A 17,124-nucleotide genomic window follows, 5' to 3' on the forward strand; every position below is an offset into this window, starting at 1 on the left:
GTAATTTTGTTAACCATAGTCAAGTATAAAATCGAAAATATTAGCCATTGGCGAAGAGTTGCGGAACGGCGTAGGTAAACATAATACGCAGTAAGGGGAAGCAACATAATGGTAAGCAAAAAGCTAAACGCAGCAGCTATCGAAGCTAAGAGGGATACAGCGAGAATGTGGGCTATTAAATTGCACTATATGCCGCTAATAGAACGGCTAACATTCGAAAATTGGTACAAGATGAATAATGAAACGCATTTTATAGACGACTGTTACCGTAAGATTGAATACGCAGTGAGGTCGTTTGATATAAATAAAGGGAGCTTTGATAATAGAGTAAAGGCGCTTATATATCAGAGTGTAAGGCAATATTGTGGTAATCGAGGGAATAGGCGTAGAGTATTGCAGCTAGTTGGTGAAGGTTTGGACACAATAGATAAAATAGATACGAATACAGATGTAGAGGAAAAGGCGTTAGAAGCAATCGTAAGAGAAGAATTTTACGAGAAGCATTGTGAAAGGGAGACCGATAAGCTAATAGTGGATATCGTTTTTGATACGGATTACATAGAAAATAAGAGTGAAATTGCTAGAAGGTTAGCAGAGAAAACAGGACGTACATTCCATAGTGCTAGAGGCGCTGTGCGTTCATTTATAAGTCGTAAGAGGGTTGCGTCTTAGTGGATGATTAATTACATAAATTTACTGTTTGCGGTACAATAAAGAGTAGAATGTATCGGGATAAGGGGGAAATTGTATGTACATCAGCATAGAGAGAAAGGCAGAGCTGTTCGAAGGGCTTTTAAACCGTTTGCGAAGTGACCAAACTATTATGGTAGGTAGTCTTTCACAGTTTAACTTATCTAATGTGAATACAATAAGAAAGTTACATATTATTCGCAATTGGGATATTAAAACAGTCTATTGTCGTAAAACAGGAGTAGCTGAGGAGTATATTCAACCTTTAAATTCAGAGAAAATACGCCTGTTTTCGGGTGGGGTGTGTAAAGTCTGTGTGAAAAAGTGGATTAAAGAAGAGTTTGATAAGCTATTGCAGGAAGAAAAAGATAGATAGGAGCGGATATCTATGAGCGAAGACAAAGTAACCTTAACCATGCTAGCGATATTAACTGTAGCGCTGGTATTCGTCGGCGTCTCGTCTAAGTTCGATAGCCTTGTCGTTGATATCATCGCCGTACTGTTCCTGCTGGTGTCTACCGTAGTAGGTGCGGCGATTATAACCGAACGTAGGCTGCGCAAAAAGAACGCAAGGTGGTAGCGGTATATGCAGAGGCGTATGCGTAAAGAATGTTGTTTACGCTTTTGAGGCGAAAGCATTGCGCATATGCAGTGAATGCAAAATGAATTGTTAGTGTTAACGTTAATGTTAATACTAATGTTAATGTTTGTGTTGAAATATTCGAGAGAGCAACGGTATAATAGAAATAGTTGTACTGGAGTATACTTTAGTGTACTTTAGTGCACTTGAGCGCACGTGATTTCACTTAACTGCGCCTATTGCTTTTAAATGCTACCAAATTTTAATGGTACTTAATGTACTTCTTAGAATAGTTATTGGTATTTGAGGAATACTATATAAAGAAAAAAGCCTCTCAGTGCGCTAACACTGAAAGACTTTCAATAAAAAATATTACTTCTTTCCTTTGCTCATGTTAATCATTCCCATAACGACCATGAGTAAAGAACAAACCGCAGTAACGGTGATTGCGTCCATGTATGTATTCACCACCTTGCGAAAAGCCTTTCGTACGCTAATACGATGGGCTTTTTTTCATATACTTGTATTATAACCCATTCTGTTTATAGATTCCAAAAGTTATTTTTTATACAAAATCATATATAGCGTGTTTTGTTTTGAAGTTATATACAGTGCGATTTAATTAGAGTTAACAATGTAATTTAAGAGAGAGTGACGAAAAAATAAAAGGACGTAATGTCTTCTTACTTTTGAAAGGAGAGGAATGCGCATATGAAAATAAAAGTAAAAATAAAAAAAGGGAAAAAACATTCAGCTATACTTTTGTTAATAGCGTTCATAGGGCTAGTCGTTACGGATATTATCGGAAACTTGTATCTTGATGCAGCCGCAGTAATATTCGGGCTGGCTGTATTCGCAGCAATTATTACAGATATGATTGGAGAGTGGCGAAAGAAAAAGGAGAAGGGGACGCATTAAGGTTCGATTCAGTAAAGAAGGCGGAAGAAGCCTGTTATTCGATGAACAATACATAAATGAGTACATTCAAAATAATCATGCGTGGGAAGTTGAAGCACTGGACATAGTAAAAGGGGATATCAAATAATGAATACATATAAATCAATTAAAAAAGTAATGTTAGTAGGAATCACGGCAACAGCGCTATTAAGTGGGTGCGGTGGTTCCAACGAAGGTAACACTAACGAAGGTAAATCTAACGAAATCAATACCGAAAAGTCACCGAAAGAGGTTGCACAGGAAATGTACGAAGCTGAAAAGAAGTCGAAGGAAGTCGAAAAAGAGCTGAACGCATTACGCGAATCTGAGAACAGTGAATTCCTTATCGACCTTGACATCAAAATTGACGGTAAGAAGCCGCAGAAACTAACGTTTGATGTTGATAACGGCGGAAGTTTATCCATAGATTCATTTAAATCGTTAAAAGTCGGTATGAGTGCGGAAAAGGTAGCGAAAACACTAGATAAAAACGTTGCATTTGCGTCATTCATGCGCATCAAACAGTACGGAAAGAAGTGGGAAGGTACAATGTACACATATAAGTACGAATCTAACGGAATAGAAACGCGTATTGAAGTGTATTTCACTCACGAAGACGACGAATTGAAGTTATACGGCGCGCATCGTACGGAAATAAACCGCGCTAATGAGTGGAAACAAACGACGCTAGACAATAAACGTGGATTCATCGGACAAGGAGCGGATACGGCAAAGGATGCACCTAAGAATGATAGCGTAGCAGATACGACTAGCGAGGCTACTGACAAGCCCACATCGAGTAAGGCGGATACACCTGCAAAGAGTACAAAGTCTGCTATTCCTAACGATTATTGCGGACATGGACACGATGAAACGAAGCAAGAAGCGCATGGCTGCGATAAGATTATTGATGAAGAAGCGCACAAAAGACATCTGCAACAACAGGAACGAGAATATGAAGAACAACAGCGCAAGGAAGCGAAGCAATACCAATCGGAAATGACCGAAGAGGACAAGGCGAGAATCCTACGTCAAGAAAAGCGCTGGAATACGCCTAGTGGTGGTATTGGTGATAAGTGGCAAGATGAAATGAAGGAAATGGAAGAGCAGGAAGGTGCGCAACAATGAAATTAGTTTGGACATGGACACGATGAAGCGAATAGGATACGAAGGTGGGACGCTGTAATAGGCGTCTCTTTTCTTTGTATAAGGTATTATATAATCGCCGTAGTATCGCCCGAAGCGAATGCCTGCCCTACTGCCGTTTGTAGGCACATTTCTTCGTTAATATCCATTGTTTTAACGTCTGCACTCGCCTTCTCTTCGATATTTAGCAGTTGAGTGCGTACTTCTTTCGCAAGGCAATCGACAGGCTCGAAACATTTGTGCATAATAGGTACATTATTGGTACGTAGCATAGGATATCGGAATGTATCAGTATCTATTAATACGGAGTAATCAACGAAATGGCGTTTGATGCTCGATGATTAGTGGTATATAGCAGTACATATCGGTACATATTGAAATGTAGTATTATATAGTAATACTCGATGGGAGGGTTACGCCGAGAATGCGTGGCTCTTTTTATATGCGTAAAGTAACAACGATTTACGCCATGTAAACTATCTGATAAGTTAACGTAAGATGTCGCAAAGCTATGCGGCTCTAGGGGTTACGCTAGTTCGTGTGTAACTTAAATGATTACAACCGTTTACGCTACAGGCGAAATCACGGGGCTGTAAACCTGCTGCGAGGTCGGGCTGGGGACACTTTCTAAAACTCAAGGGGTCACGTAGACAACAAAAAAGACGCCCTTATGAGCGCCCCTTATACTTCTCGTTTTAAATCACGTTTCTTTATTTCACGATAGAGGATAGATTTACCTACGCCTGTACTTTCTTCGATTTCTTTAATAGTTTTATCGCCTTGTTTCCATATTTCAATCGCAAGCTCTACCTGTCCTTTCGCTTTACCCTTGCGCCCTAGTTTAATGCCTTTACGTTTCGCATTCTCTAGCCCTGCGTTACGCTTCTCCGCTAGTAGTTCTCTTTCGTTTTCAGCAAGCGCAGATAGAATCGTAAGGAACATTTTCCCGTTTCTATGCGTTACTTCCATTCCCAGTTCGATTACAAATAGCGTGATGTTTCGTTTCTGTAATTCGTTTACTAGCTCTAGTAGCTGCTGCGTATTACGCCCTAAGCGGTCTACACGAGTTACTACGATAGTATCGCCGTCCTGCGCAGTCTCGAGTAATCTTTCTAGCTCTGGACGCTTAAACGTTGCGCCTGTCATCTTTTCCTCTATAATTACATCGCATTTTCTAGTTTTTAATTGCTCTATTTGCGTATCTAAGTTTTGCTCTCTAGTCGAAACCCTTGCATATCCAAATGATGTCATTATGTATTCCCCGTTTTCTTATATTGTTGTACCTATTCTAACATATTATTTAGGGAATGAAAATAGGGAATGTTTAAACCCGCATAAAATAAGGGCGGCACTTCGATTCCCTTTTATTATACTTTTAGGGAAACATTATCAAACGCCCCTATATTCAATTATTACGATGACAGGGCGGCATATGTTCTCACATTTCTATCAATACGCCCGCATATATCCTTACACGCCGATACGGTACGGCATAGGGCGATAGGCGGCTGCACAGGCTTGCGCACACGGGCTTATATGCGATGAGGTACTGTAAAATTGTATTCGAACGTCCTAGAACGTCTCCATGAACCTTGTGCGTCTTTTTGCAGCGTCTATGTCTTTATGGTGGGCGCAGTACTTATACATGGACACGCTAAGGCTGCACGCTGCTGGGTGTATGGTACATGCGGTACTACCTAATGCTATGCGTCTTCTAGTATCGCAGCTGTAAGTATTAGAAGGTAATTGAATGCGAGGAAAGCAGCGAGTCTTTGCAATGTCTTTGTTTCTTTTAATCGTATTACTTTGCGAAGTCTTTTGCGTTGTCTTCGAAGAGTAAAGCAAAGTTGATCCTAAAAAGAAAAGCGATTAAAGATTGAATGCGAAGTCAATCGAAGTCGAGTCAGATTGCAAGCGCAGCAAAGAAGATTACTTGCGAGGAAAGAAGCGTCCGAAAAGGAATCACAATCAAAGCTTATCATCGAAGTGAAGAGCAGCGAAGCCAGTGGCGAGGACTTTGCGAGGAAGGAAGGTGGCGAAGCGAATACACCGAGCCACCCGAAGCGAATCGACCATTTCCCCCATGGTTGGGGGCAGATACCGCTGCAACTCGTGTACGCACCTTGCTTACATATTTTTAAATCTGAGGGGTTACGCATACCAGTATTACTAACTACCTGCGCCTAGAGAAACGGAAGGGCGGCTAGGGTTGTCCGCTCACTACAACGTCATACTACACTCTTTTTCTTCGGACTACGGCTTATGTCGTGGTCTCTTTTTTTGCGTAGAATACCAGCCTTTCGAATACTAAGCGCCTATAGGTACGCATGGGGCGGTTAGCCCACATCATAAAAACAAGAAGGAGAGAACGAGAATGACAGTAGAACAAAACAACCCAGTAACACAAGTAAATGATAAGCAGGGGCTGCTAGATGCAGGCGGCTATGATATTTACAACGTTAAGTTAATGCAAGATGTATTTCCTCGCATTATAAAGGAAGTACACAAGATGTACAAAGCGAAGGGAAAGAAAGTACCGCAGATACGTGACGTAATAGCTTTTTACTTCACACTACATGCTTATACCTATAAGAAGGACGAAATGGACAGCTTTTTCGGCGCATGTTTCCAATCGTATGAGGGGATTATGGCGCATCTAAAAGTAGATAGAAAGCGTATTAAATGGCTCGCAGACATATTAGAGGCAAACGGACTGATTAGACGAGAACGACGACGTGAGGGATTACGCAATAGAGTGCTATACTTCCCGAGCTATGCGCCCCGCATTTCCGATGATGGATATTTAGTAGACGAGAACGGCGCTAAAATCGTGCCTAATATGGAAGTTTACGAGCTTACGAAGCCAGTAGCTGCGCCAGTGTTGGTTAAGCCTACTAACGATAGTGCCGCTTAACCCTACTAACGATAGTACCGTCTACCCACACGGTAAATATATAAACGTTAAATATATAAACGCTAAATATATAAAGAGTTTGTCTCGTATTAACATACAAGACAATGTTAACGCAGTAACTACTAAGTATTTAAAGAGGAAGGAAAGAATGCGTATATAAAAGATAAAAGATATAAGAAGAGAAAACGAACAGTACCGCTAGACCACACTACGTGCAGCGAAGAATATAGCGGAGCGGATACCAAGTAGGCAGGAAGACTGCGCCTAGAGAAACGGAAAGGTTGGGTGAATTCTTTCTAGTGAATCAACTGCGTAAAAAATATAAAAAAGTTTCGTTCCAGTATACACGTTTTGAGTCTATAGCCGTACATATAGGTGAAGGGAATAGGGTACGCACCTGTTCTCAATCTAGTTAAGTAAGTACCAAGCTCGTATGCGCTTCGGGTTCGTACTTATTGCGCAGCTATATTCAATCCTGCCGTATTAGAGAGGGCGCTAGTTGCGGGGCGGGGCGCCCAACCCTAATTTTAACCTACGATGTCTGTCACTTTTTTTAAATATTAACCGTACATAAAGTATGGAAATACAGGAGGTAGTTACATATATGGATTTTCTTAAGGCAATGCAATTAGTAAAGCAAGACAAAAGATTAAGAAGAAAAGCATGGCGCAAAGGGGAATTTATTTATTTTCCCTATAGTGAGTGCGTTGTAATGAAAACTGGCTCAAAACGAATGTATAAGCCAACGAAAGAAGACGTCAACACAGATGATTGGGAGGTGTGTTAAATGAATGCTGCGACAATCCGTTTTACAAGAAAACTTCTAGATTTAACGCAAACCGAGTTAGGAAATCTGGCAGGTGTTAATCGACAAGCTGTAAATCGATGGGAGAGGGGGTTACAAAACCCGAATAGAGATAGTGTAAAGCGAATCCGAACGGTGCTTGGTGACGAAGTCCTTGCAAAGATAGACGTATTTATGTACGAACAGGAGCTAAAAGAGCTAAAAGATTCAGTTAAAGCGCAAGTAGCCGCACGAGCTAAAGTTAAAAGAAAAGACGGAAGTACGAAAGCGGGTGTAAATGTATGAGACCTCTCATGGTATGTAACGTCCACGAACTGTGGGGGCGCTCCTTCTTATACGCTTATGTATACGACGATAATTATTTACTCGCACAAATTATCTCGCCTGTAGAAGATGAGCCAATAGCCAAGAAGATACGAGAAATAGTGTGGAGCAACTGCGACGACTTACCAGCGTTCGATGTATGGACAAGCACCGAATCTATTTATCTAGCGTGTTTAGGTGAACCCGATATGACGGGACACTTTAAAACGCAGGAAGATACCTCGGAAACATTCAGAAGTTTCGAAGACGAGAAGATGCAAATAGCTCTAATCGACATGTATGAATTAAAAGATCCGAATGAAATAAAACAAATAAAACAAATACCGAAGTGGCGCACAGTATTAATCGAGTGGCTGCGTAAAGGTATTCAACTATTAGAGGGGGAAACGAAAGATGGAATGGGAACTATACGAGAAATATAAGGCACAAGACGATAAGGCATTAGAGTTCACAGAAAGATACGCACAGAAGGTAAGAGATGCGAAAGAGAGTGTAGCAGCTGCTGTAGTGGTATATGAAGATGTACTGCGCAAGGGGTTTGCAGGCGAAAGTGTCGGGACTCAAAAGAAGAAGGCGCTAGGGGATATCGACAAGGCTAAAGCTGCGCTGCAAGTAGCAGAGAAAGAGGCGAGTCAAGCGAATGAGTACGCCGAACAGGAGCTACAAGGGAGAATCACTGTAGAGGATTTATGGGCGGACTGGGATAACAGTATTGAACCCAAGGTTCAAAAAGAACGTGTACAACCAATCATAGAACGAGCGCAGAAGGCTATATTGGAATACTACCGTTCCATCGTGGCGTACTACGAGTTAAATAATGAGTTTAACGAAATAGGTTCTGACTTAAATAGTCTAGCTCGTGGACGTAAGGGTGCGCAGCGATACTTTTACGGAGTATTTCAAGATGCCGATATGCCAAAAATAGACGAGCATATCATAGAGCAGATTCATAGATATCAAAAGCTACCTGTAGCACTTCAAGAAAAAACTAACTAATTAAAGGAGACAGAGGAGACAATGGCAAACACTACTAACATTATTCAAGAAAACATCGACAAAGCTAGAGAAATTAAGAAAGGTACAACAAGTTTCATGAGCGGTTTAATGAACGAATTTTACCGCCCAGAGCGTAACGCAATCGAAATGGACAAAATGCTAACGTACGAAGGGAAGAAGGAAAAGGCGAAGAAACTTAGTGATAAGTACGAAGTAGCCTTTATGCGTGAGATGCAGAAGCGTCGTGATGAATACGAAGCGCTGCTGCAAGAAGCGAAACTAGAAGCCGAAAAAGTACTAATCGCTACTGCGCCAAAAGTCGAAGAACATACGCAGAAACTATTCGATTTAAAAGCGGGTAAAGTGAAAAGCGCAGTAATGTTCGCATCATCTAGTACAAGCGCTATTAAGTCGCTAGAGCAGCTCGTATCTGCTGAGAAAGAACCTGCATTAGCTCAACAGGCGCTAGCTTCCTTTATGGATATGTCGCAGCAAGTACTAGAGCTAACACCAGCAGGACAAAAGGTGGCAATACGTAAGCAACTGGGCGACATGTACAAGCGTTTAGAAGGTCAATCGGAAGTGGGAGATGCGACAGGAGCTAGAGCGGCTATTCAAGATATAGAGAGTCTAGCAGGTGCGCCATTCGCTATCGGATTCATTCAAAAGGCGGCAGCCGAAATTAGCGAGGATACAGCGAAATACATGAACGAGCCTAGTCGATACTTCGAAGAGAAAACAGGCTTTGTACAGGAAGTAGAATCGGTACGAACACGATAAAAGTTAAGGCGCGGGATGATTTAGACCCTCGCGTCTTTTTCTATGTGAAAAATACATAATACGGAGGGGAAACTAAATGGCAGGCGGAGCAAATGCGGGCGAAGTACGGGCTAGACTCGTACTCGACAACGTCCAGTTTAGACAAGGAGTACAACAAGCTCGAAACGATATGCAAGGGTTAAGCAATAGTAGTAGACAGTCAGCGCAAGGAATGTCAGCATTAACTACAGCTAGTGCAGCAGTAGGTACGGCAGTAGTAGCAGCAGTAGGCGCAAGTGTTGGCGCAGCAGCTAACTTCGAGCAATCAATGGCTCGTGTAAAGGCGATTAGTGGTGCAACAGATGGGGAGTTCGCAAAGCTATCGCAAACAGCGAAAGACCTCGGAGCAAGTACGCAGTTTAGTGCGACACAAGCATCGGAAGCACTTTCGTATCTATCTATGGCTGGTTTCAAAACAGAGCAGTCAATTAAGGCATTACCGTCGGTACTTAACTTAGCGGCAGCGGGACAAATGGACTTAGGACGAAGTGCGGATATAGTATCTAACATCATGACGGGGTTCGGTGTATCAGCAGACAATACGGGACACGCAGTAGATGTATTAGTTAAAACGATGACCAGCGCAAACACCGACTTACCAATGTTAGGAGATGCGATGAAATACGTAGCCCCAGTAGCATCAAGTTTAGGCATTTCGATGGAAGACACGGCTACAGCAGTAGCGAAGATGTCCGATGCAGGTATACAGGGTTCGATGGCAGGTACAGCGTTACGTGCGGCATTACTACAGTTAAACAGCCCAGTAGGTGCAGCACAGAAGGAAATGGAGAAGCTAGGTCTTAACGTTAAAGATGCGCACGGCAACATGCTACCACTACCACAAATTATCGGTAAAGTAAACGAGAAAACGAAGGACATGACAGACTCGCAGAAAACAGCGACAGCAGCCCACTTAGTAGGTACAGAGGCGGCGAGTGGGTTCGTAGCCCTGTTAAAAGTAGGCGAGCAAGGTCTAGCGGATTACTCGAAAGGATTAGAAAACAGCGCAGGCACAGCCGAGCGAGTGGCGAAGGTTCAGCAGGAAACGCTAAAAGGTGCGTGGGACGGTCTTACGAGTGCGGCGGAAGGTTTAGCTATCGGAATCGGCGAGAAGATGCTACCAGCATTTACAGCAGTAGTAAAAGGCGCAACAGGGTTCGTAGATGTACTAGCAAAACTAGACCCACAAATGGTAGGCGCAGGATTAGCAGCAGCGGGTACAGCGGCAGGGGTCGCGCTATTCGCGACGGGAATTACGAAGGCAATTACGGCAGTGCGTGCGTTTAGTGTCGCCCTAATAAGTAACCCAGCTACAGCATGGATTGCAGGGATATCTATCGCAGTCGGTGCGTTAACTGGCGTACTCGTTGGTGCGAAAAAGGAAACCGAAGAGTTTAAAGAGGTATCTTTCGATACTTATAAATCGTTAGACCAACAGAGCGAAGGATTAAAGAGTGCAGCAGACGAGTATGACAATCTTCGAAGTAAGGTAAATCTAAGCAACGAAGAGCTTTTAAAATACCGCAGCTTACAACAGGACTTAGAACGTGCAACAGACCCACGAGCTAAACAAGAAATCCAACAGGCACTAGATACGCTTATACAAAAGAGCGGTGCAAATAACGACCAAATTCAAAAGACTATCGAACTTTCGGACAAGGTTATAGAACAAGCCCCAGGAACAGCTCGCTCGTTCAACGATAGAGGACAAGCCATCGCCACAAGTACAGACGCAGCACGCCAGTACGTAGAGGAGTTAAACAAGGCGAAAGAAGCAGAGCTAGAGCTACAAAAAGCTAACGCTATGAAAAACCTACATAAAGACTTAACGACATATAAGGATTCGATAAAGACAGTAAATGACCTTATCGACGATACGCCGAATAAAGTCAAAAAGGTAGAGGAAGCACAAGCGAACCTTGCTACTCGTGAGGAAGTTATGGTTAGGGTGCGAAAGAATGGGTCAGAAAAACAGATAGAGTTACAGCAGCAAATCATAGACAAATCCAAAGATCAACTTAATACATCTAAGCAAGAGCTACAAGAACACAAGGCGAAAATCTACTCGAAACAAGCCGAAGTAACCCTAGCAGAGCAAGCGCTGCAAAAGGGTAATGCATCATTCGACCAAATCGTATCTATTAAGATGGCGCAAGCGGGCATTAACTACGAAAAGGGAAAAGAAATCGAAGCTATCGACGTAGCTATTGCGAAAGAACAGGAGAAAATCGGCAAGCTCAACGAAGTTAAGAATGCGAATGGCGGTTTAACCGAAGAACAACAAAAGCAGTTAGACGCAGCTAATCAAAATGTAAGCAAGTATGGAGAGTTAAAGGGCGCTATCGTACAAAACAAAAGCGAGCAAGAAACGTTCAACATGACAGTACGTGATGGTAAGCGAGAGGCGGGCGAACTACAGGAGATTTTAGATAAGCCAGTCGATAAAAAGGTTAACGTAGACACCGCCGAAGGTGAAAACAAAGTAACTATCTTAGACAGACTCGCAGCGCTAGAGCAGACGAAAAAGGTCAATGCCGATACATCGCAAGCGGATGGAAAGATTAACGATACGAATGCGAAGGCAGAAGAGGAAAAAACGAAGCCTTTAGACCTTAATCCAACGGTAGCAAACGCTAAGATTATCGAAACGAATCTAAAAGCTGAAGAGAAGAAAACGAAGCCGATTCTTGGTAATCCGATGGATGCGTTTAGCAAAATAGCGCAAGTAGATAGCAAAGCGGAAAGAGAGAAAGTAAAAGCAATCCTTGCAAACCCAGCGGACGCATTCGCAAAGATAAAGGAAGCCGACCAAAAGGCAGAGGCAGCGAAAACGAAGCCTATCGACGGAAACCCGACGCAAGCAAACGCTAAGATTCTTGAAACGAATCGAAAGATAGAAGAAGGTAAGACGAAGAAGGTAGATGCGAATACATCTAGTGCGGACTCTAAAGTAGAAAGCCTTAGCAAAAAAGCGTCAAAAGACGAAACCAAAAACGTATTCGTTAAGATATGGGAGACGTTAACAGGAAGCGGCGACAGTAAGCGACATAACGGCGGTACTACACAGAGTATTCGACCTAAGTACCATAATGGTGGATCACCGAGGGCGCAGAGACCTAATCGTCCGAAGTTCGACGAAGTGGACGTACGACTACTTAAAAACGAAATGGTACTTACCGCAGGGCAGCAGGAGAATCTATTTAACATGATTCGAACGTTTAACGCAGGTACGGCAATGAGCGTAATGAAGGCACAAGAAACGGCGACAAGTGGTAGTAGTGGAGTTTCTATAACGAATCATATCCACGAAATGAATGTCCGTGACGATAATGATATAGAAAAAATCGCTAAAGAGTTAGGGCGCTTAGAAAAGCAACGACAACGTGCTAGAGGGTATTAACATAAGTGAAAGTGGAGGGTGTGGCGCTATTCGCTACACCTTTTCTACTTTTATATGTTATATTGAGAAAGTAAAATTAAATTATTTGAATTATACAAAATTTACGCAAGGAGCGTAAATGTAGTCGGAAAGGAAAGGGCAATAAGATATGAAAATTCAAGAAGTGATAAAGGCGTTAAGAACGAATAGCGCTAAGGTAGTTGGAAAAGAAGTTGGTATATGTGATAAAAGGTTGTTAAGGGGGTTGAAAAACGCGGGGTATGAATATAGTAAAAAAAGTGGTGTAGGTTGGCGATTTACAGGGCAGGGAGAAGCTCCTTTACATCAAAACATAAAAGATTTTATAACAGACACTAATAACGCACCAAAAAGGGTATCCAACGTTGATATAAATAGCAGTTTCACAACTAACGAAATGAAAGATTTACGTAAAATGATGGAATGGTGGGGAAGCGTTAATGGAAAAGACGATGCGATTTCAAAGCGTAAAGAATGTGCTGTACAATCAGATGATTCTTCCAAAAACGTAGAGCCTCTTTACTCGCTATACATACGTACAAAAGAGCTTGCATCGAAAGACAAAGTGCGTAGGACGATGAATTTAGACAAAGAATTATGTGCGAGGGTAGATAGCTTTGAAAATCAGTACAGCTTAAATCGAGACGATATCGTAGAGGCTGCATTGCGGGTATTCTTTGAGAAATATAGCGACGAGTATAAGGCGTAAAGACTTAATTGCGAGTCTATGATGTATAAGTACGTTAAAGAGAAAAAAGAAAATTGAGGCGGGGTCTTCGTACTTACGTCTCCTTTTTATACATATGATTGCGTAAAGGTACGCCGAGATTCGATACATTTTTACTTGTCAATGCGGAAAAGTTTGGGTATGATGGAGTTAACGTAATAGACCGTTAAGTAAGAGCGGTATTATTAACCCTTAGAGCGAAAAACAATCATGCTAAATGCTTGAAAACATTGATATTATCGCATTTTAATCTGCGTTAAACAGACCGATAAATTCACAATCGATAACCCGAACGCAATCGCATCATGCGGATGTGGATCATCTTTCCGTACGGCGTCGAATGCTGGTAAGCCAGAAGAGTGTTAATCATAACCTTCTCACGAATAAGTGAGAAGGTTATTTTTTTGTTATCTTACAAAAGTGTAATGTTCATGTCATGTTTTTGAATTTCTCCTCAGACAAAAAGGGATTATGATAACAACATAATAAAAAACACATGAGGTGAATGACATGAAAAGATATATGGCACTTTTTAGTATTTTAGTTGTATTTGCTACGATGTTAGTTGGTTGTGACTTGAATCGTATGGGAAAAGATGAGTACTATGTTCAAATTACAGTTGATGGAAAAGAAGACAAAGGGAAGGCTAGTGATGGTACTCCTTATACAGATTATCAATATAAATTAGCTGGATTTGATAAAGATGGTAAAGAAAAAACAATGGAATTTAATGTGCAAAAGAACCTTCGTAAAGAAGCATTCTTACGTGTATTCCACTCTGATAAAAAAGGTGTAACAGCTTGGGAAGAAGTGAAGAAGGACGAGCTTCCTGCAAAAGTGAAAGAAAAGTTAGGCGTAAAATAATGAAGAAGGAGTTGACCTGTGGGTCAACTCCTTTATTTGTTTGCAAAATCCTCTTCTGAGATTACCGTAAATCCATGTCTTCGGAATAATGCTGTTGTTACGCCGTAACCGTTTTGTTTGTTCCCGTTAAATTCCCCTGTATAAATGGTAGAGCTACCACAAGACGGGCTACGTTCTTTCAAAATAATGTATTCGGGATTTAAATCTTTTATTTCTTTCAAAGCTTTATAAGCTCCTTGAATAAAAGCTTCTGTTACATCGTGTCCGTCCTTATCCATTACTTTGGCTTTTCCATCTAGTACATCGTCGCCATTGCCACCGATGATTTCTGCGGAAGGACGAGGTGTAGGCAAGCCTCCTAACACTTCTGGACAAACGAGAACAGTTTCTTCTTTCTGTAACAGTTCCTCTATTTTTGAGACGAGATTGTCATTCCCATCATAACGACAGGCAATACCACCTAAACAAGCACTAATTACAATCATGTTTTTTCTACCTCAGTTCATCAAAAATTATAAAAGAAGCGCCAATTATGCTTTTACACTCCTATTTATATAAGGGGTGATGAGAATGGGAACTTTCTATAATTTAATGAAAACATACAGCGAATTTCAAAGTAAAGAAGAATTTAATACATATCAGCAGCAAATTTTAACTCGTTATCAAGCAAATATAAACAAGACGGATTTTTTAGTGATTCGTTTTTTAGGAAAATATGCGATTAATGAGAAGAGAAAAACAGTTGGTGTTGCTTGTCCATTAATGACAACGATTGCGGATAAGATTGGGAAAAGCATTCGGACGGTGCGGCGCTCTGTTGCAAAACTAGAATAACTTGGGATTATTAAGCGAGTGCCTACAAAAGAGCGGCACAAGCGAGGGGGATATAGTGCAAACTTATATGTGTTTCGTAAAGATGCGATTGACCGCATGGATGACCGTATGAAAATGACCGCATGTAAAAAGGAGGAGAGTGTAGAAGGGAGTAAGAAGGAAGAGCTGCGAGAAGAAAGGGAAACGATTTATTATAAAAACTCTTTTCAAATACAAAAGAATAGAATAACGTATGAACTCGATGAAACATATTGTCGTCATGATATTCCAGATTGGTTTGTACATGCGATTGTACCGATGTCACGAAATCCGCAAACAATTAATACACTTTGGAGTAAGGTGGAGCTTGCTTATAAAAAGAGTGGTCTATTAGAGCAAGGTGTATGTTTGGAACAAATAACTGTGGATGAAGATACGAAGGAACAACTCATTCGGCGGATAAAAAGTGTTGTCAGAGCATACAAGTTAGGGGAGATTCGTAAAGATGTTAGGGCTCTTTTGTATAGTACGGTGCGAGCACTATTTTGGGATATTGGATTAGAGTGGGGTGCTGCGATCAGAAGGAGTACAAAGGTAACATTATTTGATCCATTTAAAAAAGAGTCATGTTTGTAGCACATGACTCTTTACATCAATCAAATTTACGTACAACGGGAACACGAATTGCCACAAATAATACGAAGACAATGACAGCAATTGCACCACTTTTCATAATCGTTACAATTGGAATACCAGCAGCGAGTGCAAGTGATGTGATTGCATAGGAAAGCGGGATAAAGCCCATGGACGATAGCATGAGCAAGCTCATAACGCGCCCCATCATTTCTTCTTTTACAGTAGCTTGAATCATCGCCATTAACGGGACGATTGCCATAGCAATTGTAATACCGTAAAATGCGCCTGCTAATAATGCTTGCCAAAGCGATGTACTAAAGTTAATTGATAAGAAGAACACGCCAGATAGCAGCATCATGATGATACAAAACAAGCCGCGTCTACGATTAATGTTCTTAAGACCAACAATGATAGCACCAATCCCCATTCCTGCACCAACAGCCGCTTCTAAATAACTAAATTGAAGTGAGTCACCATGCAAGACGTTTTTGACGAATAATGGGAAGCCGACTTGCATCGGACCGATTAAAAATAAGTTTAAAAAGGCACTGCAGATGAGGAATGTTGAAAGAAAAGGGGATTCTTTTACATATAAGATACCTTCTTTAATAGATGTAAACATTCCTTTGTCTTTATCAGGTTCGACTTGCAGTGTGAACTGGATTTTTTGGACGAGTATGGCGGCGACAATTAATAAAAGAATTGTAATCGTAAAGATTGTCTCATAATTACTAAATTTGATGAGAATCCCTCCGAGTACAGGCCCTAAAATGACCGATGCTTGATTCGTCATTTGTGTAAGTGAATTTGCTTGTGTTAAACGATCCTTTTCTACGAGTTCAGGCAGAATGGAACCGTCCGCTGACCAAAAGAAGGCATCTGCTAATCCGAAAAATAAAGCAAACAAAGCAAATGTATATAATGTTACATGACCGACGATGAACCAAACAAGAATCGTTGCTACAAGAATTGCACGAATGATATTTGAGTAAAACATAATGTTTTTTTTCGGGAATTTATCTGCCAGAGCCCCGCCAACAATCATAAAGATAAGTCTTGGCACGCTGAGAGCAACAAAGACAACGCCCAGTGAAGCTTCAAGGTTTAATGTTTTCGCTATGTACCACGTTTGAGAAAAGGTAAAAAAGGCTAAAGCAAAACTTGAAAAAAGAGTAGCTGCCCAGAGAAAAAGGAAATTTGTATTCTGTAATAACGGCTTCCCGTTTTCCTTTAAAGCAGATTTATTTTGTTGTAGTTCCTCCATATTGCTTCCTTTCTATGTATCAATTTTGAATGTGTATAAAATCCTATTAACAATCGTTGTATACAGTTTCTAATATTTCTATACTGTACTTTTCAATTGTAGACAATAATAGCACATTTGCCCAGTGGATTTTTTAGGGCAAAAAACTAAGAAGGTGCGAAAGGCACCTTCTTAGTATCCCGCATTAACGGA

Annotated in this window: 18 protein-coding genes and 2 pseudogenes; 16 read left to right on the forward strand and 4 right to left on the reverse strand. The window is 41.2% G+C overall.

Annotated features, from left to right (window positions below; genetic code table 11):
- The first annotated feature begins 108 nt into the window (after positions 1 to 108).
- From AZF08_RS13810 to AZF08_RS13830, 5 genes are all read left to right on the forward strand, one after another.
- Positions 109 to 672 (forward strand): hypothetical protein, encoded by a 564-nt coding sequence (locus AZF08_RS13810; protein WP_033672968.1) that lies wholly within the window; start codon positions 109 to 111, stop codon positions 670 to 672.
- A 76-nt stretch (positions 673 to 748) separates the two neighbouring features.
- Positions 749 to 1,066, forward strand: a complete 318-nt coding sequence (locus AZF08_RS13815; protein WP_033672967.1) for a hypothetical protein — start codon at positions 749 to 751, stop codon at positions 1,064 to 1,066.
- A gap of 12 nt (positions 1,067 to 1,078) precedes the next feature.
- Positions 1,079 to 1,270 carry a hypothetical protein gene (locus tag AZF08_RS13820; RefSeq protein ID WP_033672966.1) on the forward strand — a complete coding sequence of 64 codons (192 nt, stop codon included), beginning with the start codon at positions 1,079 to 1,081 and terminating at the stop codon, positions 1,268 to 1,270.
- Positions 1,271 to 1,981: 711 nt separating this feature from the next.
- Entirely contained in the window at positions 1,982 to 2,188 is a 207-nt protein-coding gene (locus AZF08_RS13825) for a hypothetical protein (RefSeq protein WP_033672963.1), read from the forward strand.
- A 126-nt stretch (positions 2,189 to 2,314) separates the two neighbouring features.
- The gene (locus AZF08_RS13830) at positions 2,315 to 3,334 is read left to right on the forward strand and encodes a hypothetical protein (RefSeq protein WP_033672962.1); all 1,020 of its coding nucleotides are present in this window, start codon (positions 2,315 to 2,317) and stop codon (positions 3,332 to 3,334) included.
- A gap of 86 nt (positions 3,335 to 3,420) precedes the next feature.
- Here the strand turns inward: AZF08_RS13830 and AZF08_RS30480 are convergent, their stop codons facing one another.
- The gene (locus AZF08_RS30480) at positions 3,421 to 3,597 is read right to left on the reverse strand and encodes a hypothetical protein (protein WP_161486790.1); all 177 of its coding nucleotides are present in this window, start codon (positions 3,595 to 3,597) and stop codon (positions 3,421 to 3,423) included.
- 436 nt (positions 3,598 to 4,033) lie between these two features.
- A complete protein-coding gene (locus AZF08_RS13835; RefSeq protein ID WP_033672961.1) occupies positions 4,034 to 4,603 on the reverse strand; it encodes a recombinase family protein in 570 nt (189 codons plus the stop codon).
- A gap of 1,258 nt (positions 4,604 to 5,861) precedes the next feature.
- On the opposite strand from AZF08_RS13835, the gene AZF08_RS13845 reads away from it, so the two are divergent.
- The 10 genes and pseudogenes from AZF08_RS13845 (at position 5,862) to AZF08_RS13885 (ending at position 14,219) form a co-directional block, all read left to right on the forward strand.
- Complete coding sequence (locus tag AZF08_RS13845; RefSeq protein ID WP_201030640.1) at positions 5,862 to 6,266, forward strand: hypothetical protein; 405 nt, start codon at positions 5,862 to 5,864, stop codon at positions 6,264 to 6,266.
- A 604-nt stretch (positions 6,267 to 6,870) separates the two neighbouring features.
- Entirely contained in the window at positions 6,871 to 7,053 is a 183-nt protein-coding gene (locus AZF08_RS13850; protein ID WP_033672957.1) for a Thoeris anti-defense Tad2 family protein, read from the forward strand.
- Entirely contained in the window at positions 7,054 to 7,356 is a 303-nt protein-coding gene (locus AZF08_RS13855) for a helix-turn-helix transcriptional regulator (RefSeq protein ID WP_033672955.1), read from the forward strand.
- A complete protein-coding gene (locus AZF08_RS13860) occupies positions 7,353 to 7,817 on the forward strand; it encodes a hypothetical protein (protein WP_033672953.1) in 465 nt (154 codons plus the stop codon). The genes AZF08_RS13855 and AZF08_RS13860 overlap by 4 nt, the downstream gene beginning before the upstream one ends.
- Positions 7,789 to 8,391, forward strand: coding sequence for a hypothetical protein (locus AZF08_RS13865; RefSeq protein WP_033672951.1), 603 nt, complete (start codon positions 7,789 to 7,791; stop codon positions 8,389 to 8,391). The genes AZF08_RS13860 and AZF08_RS13865 overlap by 29 nt, the downstream gene beginning before the upstream one ends.
- 21 nt (positions 8,392 to 8,412) lie before the next feature.
- Positions 8,413 to 9,171 carry a hypothetical protein gene (locus AZF08_RS13870; protein WP_033672950.1) on the forward strand — a complete coding sequence of 253 codons (759 nt, stop codon included), beginning with the start codon at positions 8,413 to 8,415 and terminating at the stop codon, positions 9,169 to 9,171.
- Positions 9,172 to 9,247: 76 nt separating this feature from the next.
- A complete protein-coding gene (locus tag AZF08_RS13875) occupies positions 9,248 to 12,610 on the forward strand; it encodes a phage tail tape measure protein (RefSeq protein WP_033672949.1) in 3,363 nt (1,120 codons plus the stop codon).
- A gap of 148 nt (positions 12,611 to 12,758) precedes the next feature.
- Positions 12,759 to 13,337 carry a hypothetical protein gene (locus AZF08_RS13880; protein ID WP_033672947.1) on the forward strand — a complete coding sequence of 193 codons (579 nt, stop codon included), beginning with the start codon at positions 12,759 to 12,761 and terminating at the stop codon, positions 13,335 to 13,337.
- 291 nt (positions 13,338 to 13,628) lie between these two features.
- Positions 13,629 to 13,721: pseudogene (locus AZF08_RS29890) on the forward strand (iron-sulfur cluster assembly accessory protein); the annotation flags it as partial.
- A 144-nt stretch (positions 13,722 to 13,865) separates the two neighbouring features.
- Positions 13,866 to 14,219 carry a YxeA family protein gene (locus AZF08_RS13885; RefSeq protein WP_033672945.1) on the forward strand — a complete coding sequence of 118 codons (354 nt, stop codon included), beginning with the start codon at positions 13,866 to 13,868 and terminating at the stop codon, positions 14,217 to 14,219.
- 32 nt (positions 14,220 to 14,251) lie between these two features.
- On the opposite strand, the gene AZF08_RS13890 is transcribed toward AZF08_RS13885, so the two are convergent.
- Positions 14,252 to 14,704, reverse strand: a complete 453-nt coding sequence (locus tag AZF08_RS13890; RefSeq protein WP_033672943.1) for a DUF523 domain-containing protein — start codon at positions 14,702 to 14,704, stop codon at positions 14,252 to 14,254.
- An 85-nt stretch (positions 14,705 to 14,789) separates the two neighbouring features.
- On the opposite strand from AZF08_RS13890, the pseudogene AZF08_RS13895 reads away from it, so the two are divergent.
- Positions 14,790 to 15,668: pseudogene (locus AZF08_RS13895) on the forward strand (helix-turn-helix domain-containing protein).
- 16 nt (positions 15,669 to 15,684) lie between these two features.
- Here AZF08_RS13895 and AZF08_RS13900 read toward each other — a convergent pair.
- Complete coding sequence (locus AZF08_RS13900; protein WP_033672942.1) at positions 15,685 to 16,932, reverse strand: MFS transporter; 1,248 nt, start codon at positions 16,930 to 16,932, stop codon at positions 15,685 to 15,687.
- Positions 16,933 to 17,124: the final 192 nt, after the last annotated feature.

The organism is Bacillus gaemokensis (genome assembly GCF_001590835.1).
In the GTDB taxonomy this organism is placed as follows: Bacteria; Bacillota; Bacilli; order Bacillales; family Bacillaceae_G; genus Bacillus_A; species Bacillus_A gaemokensis.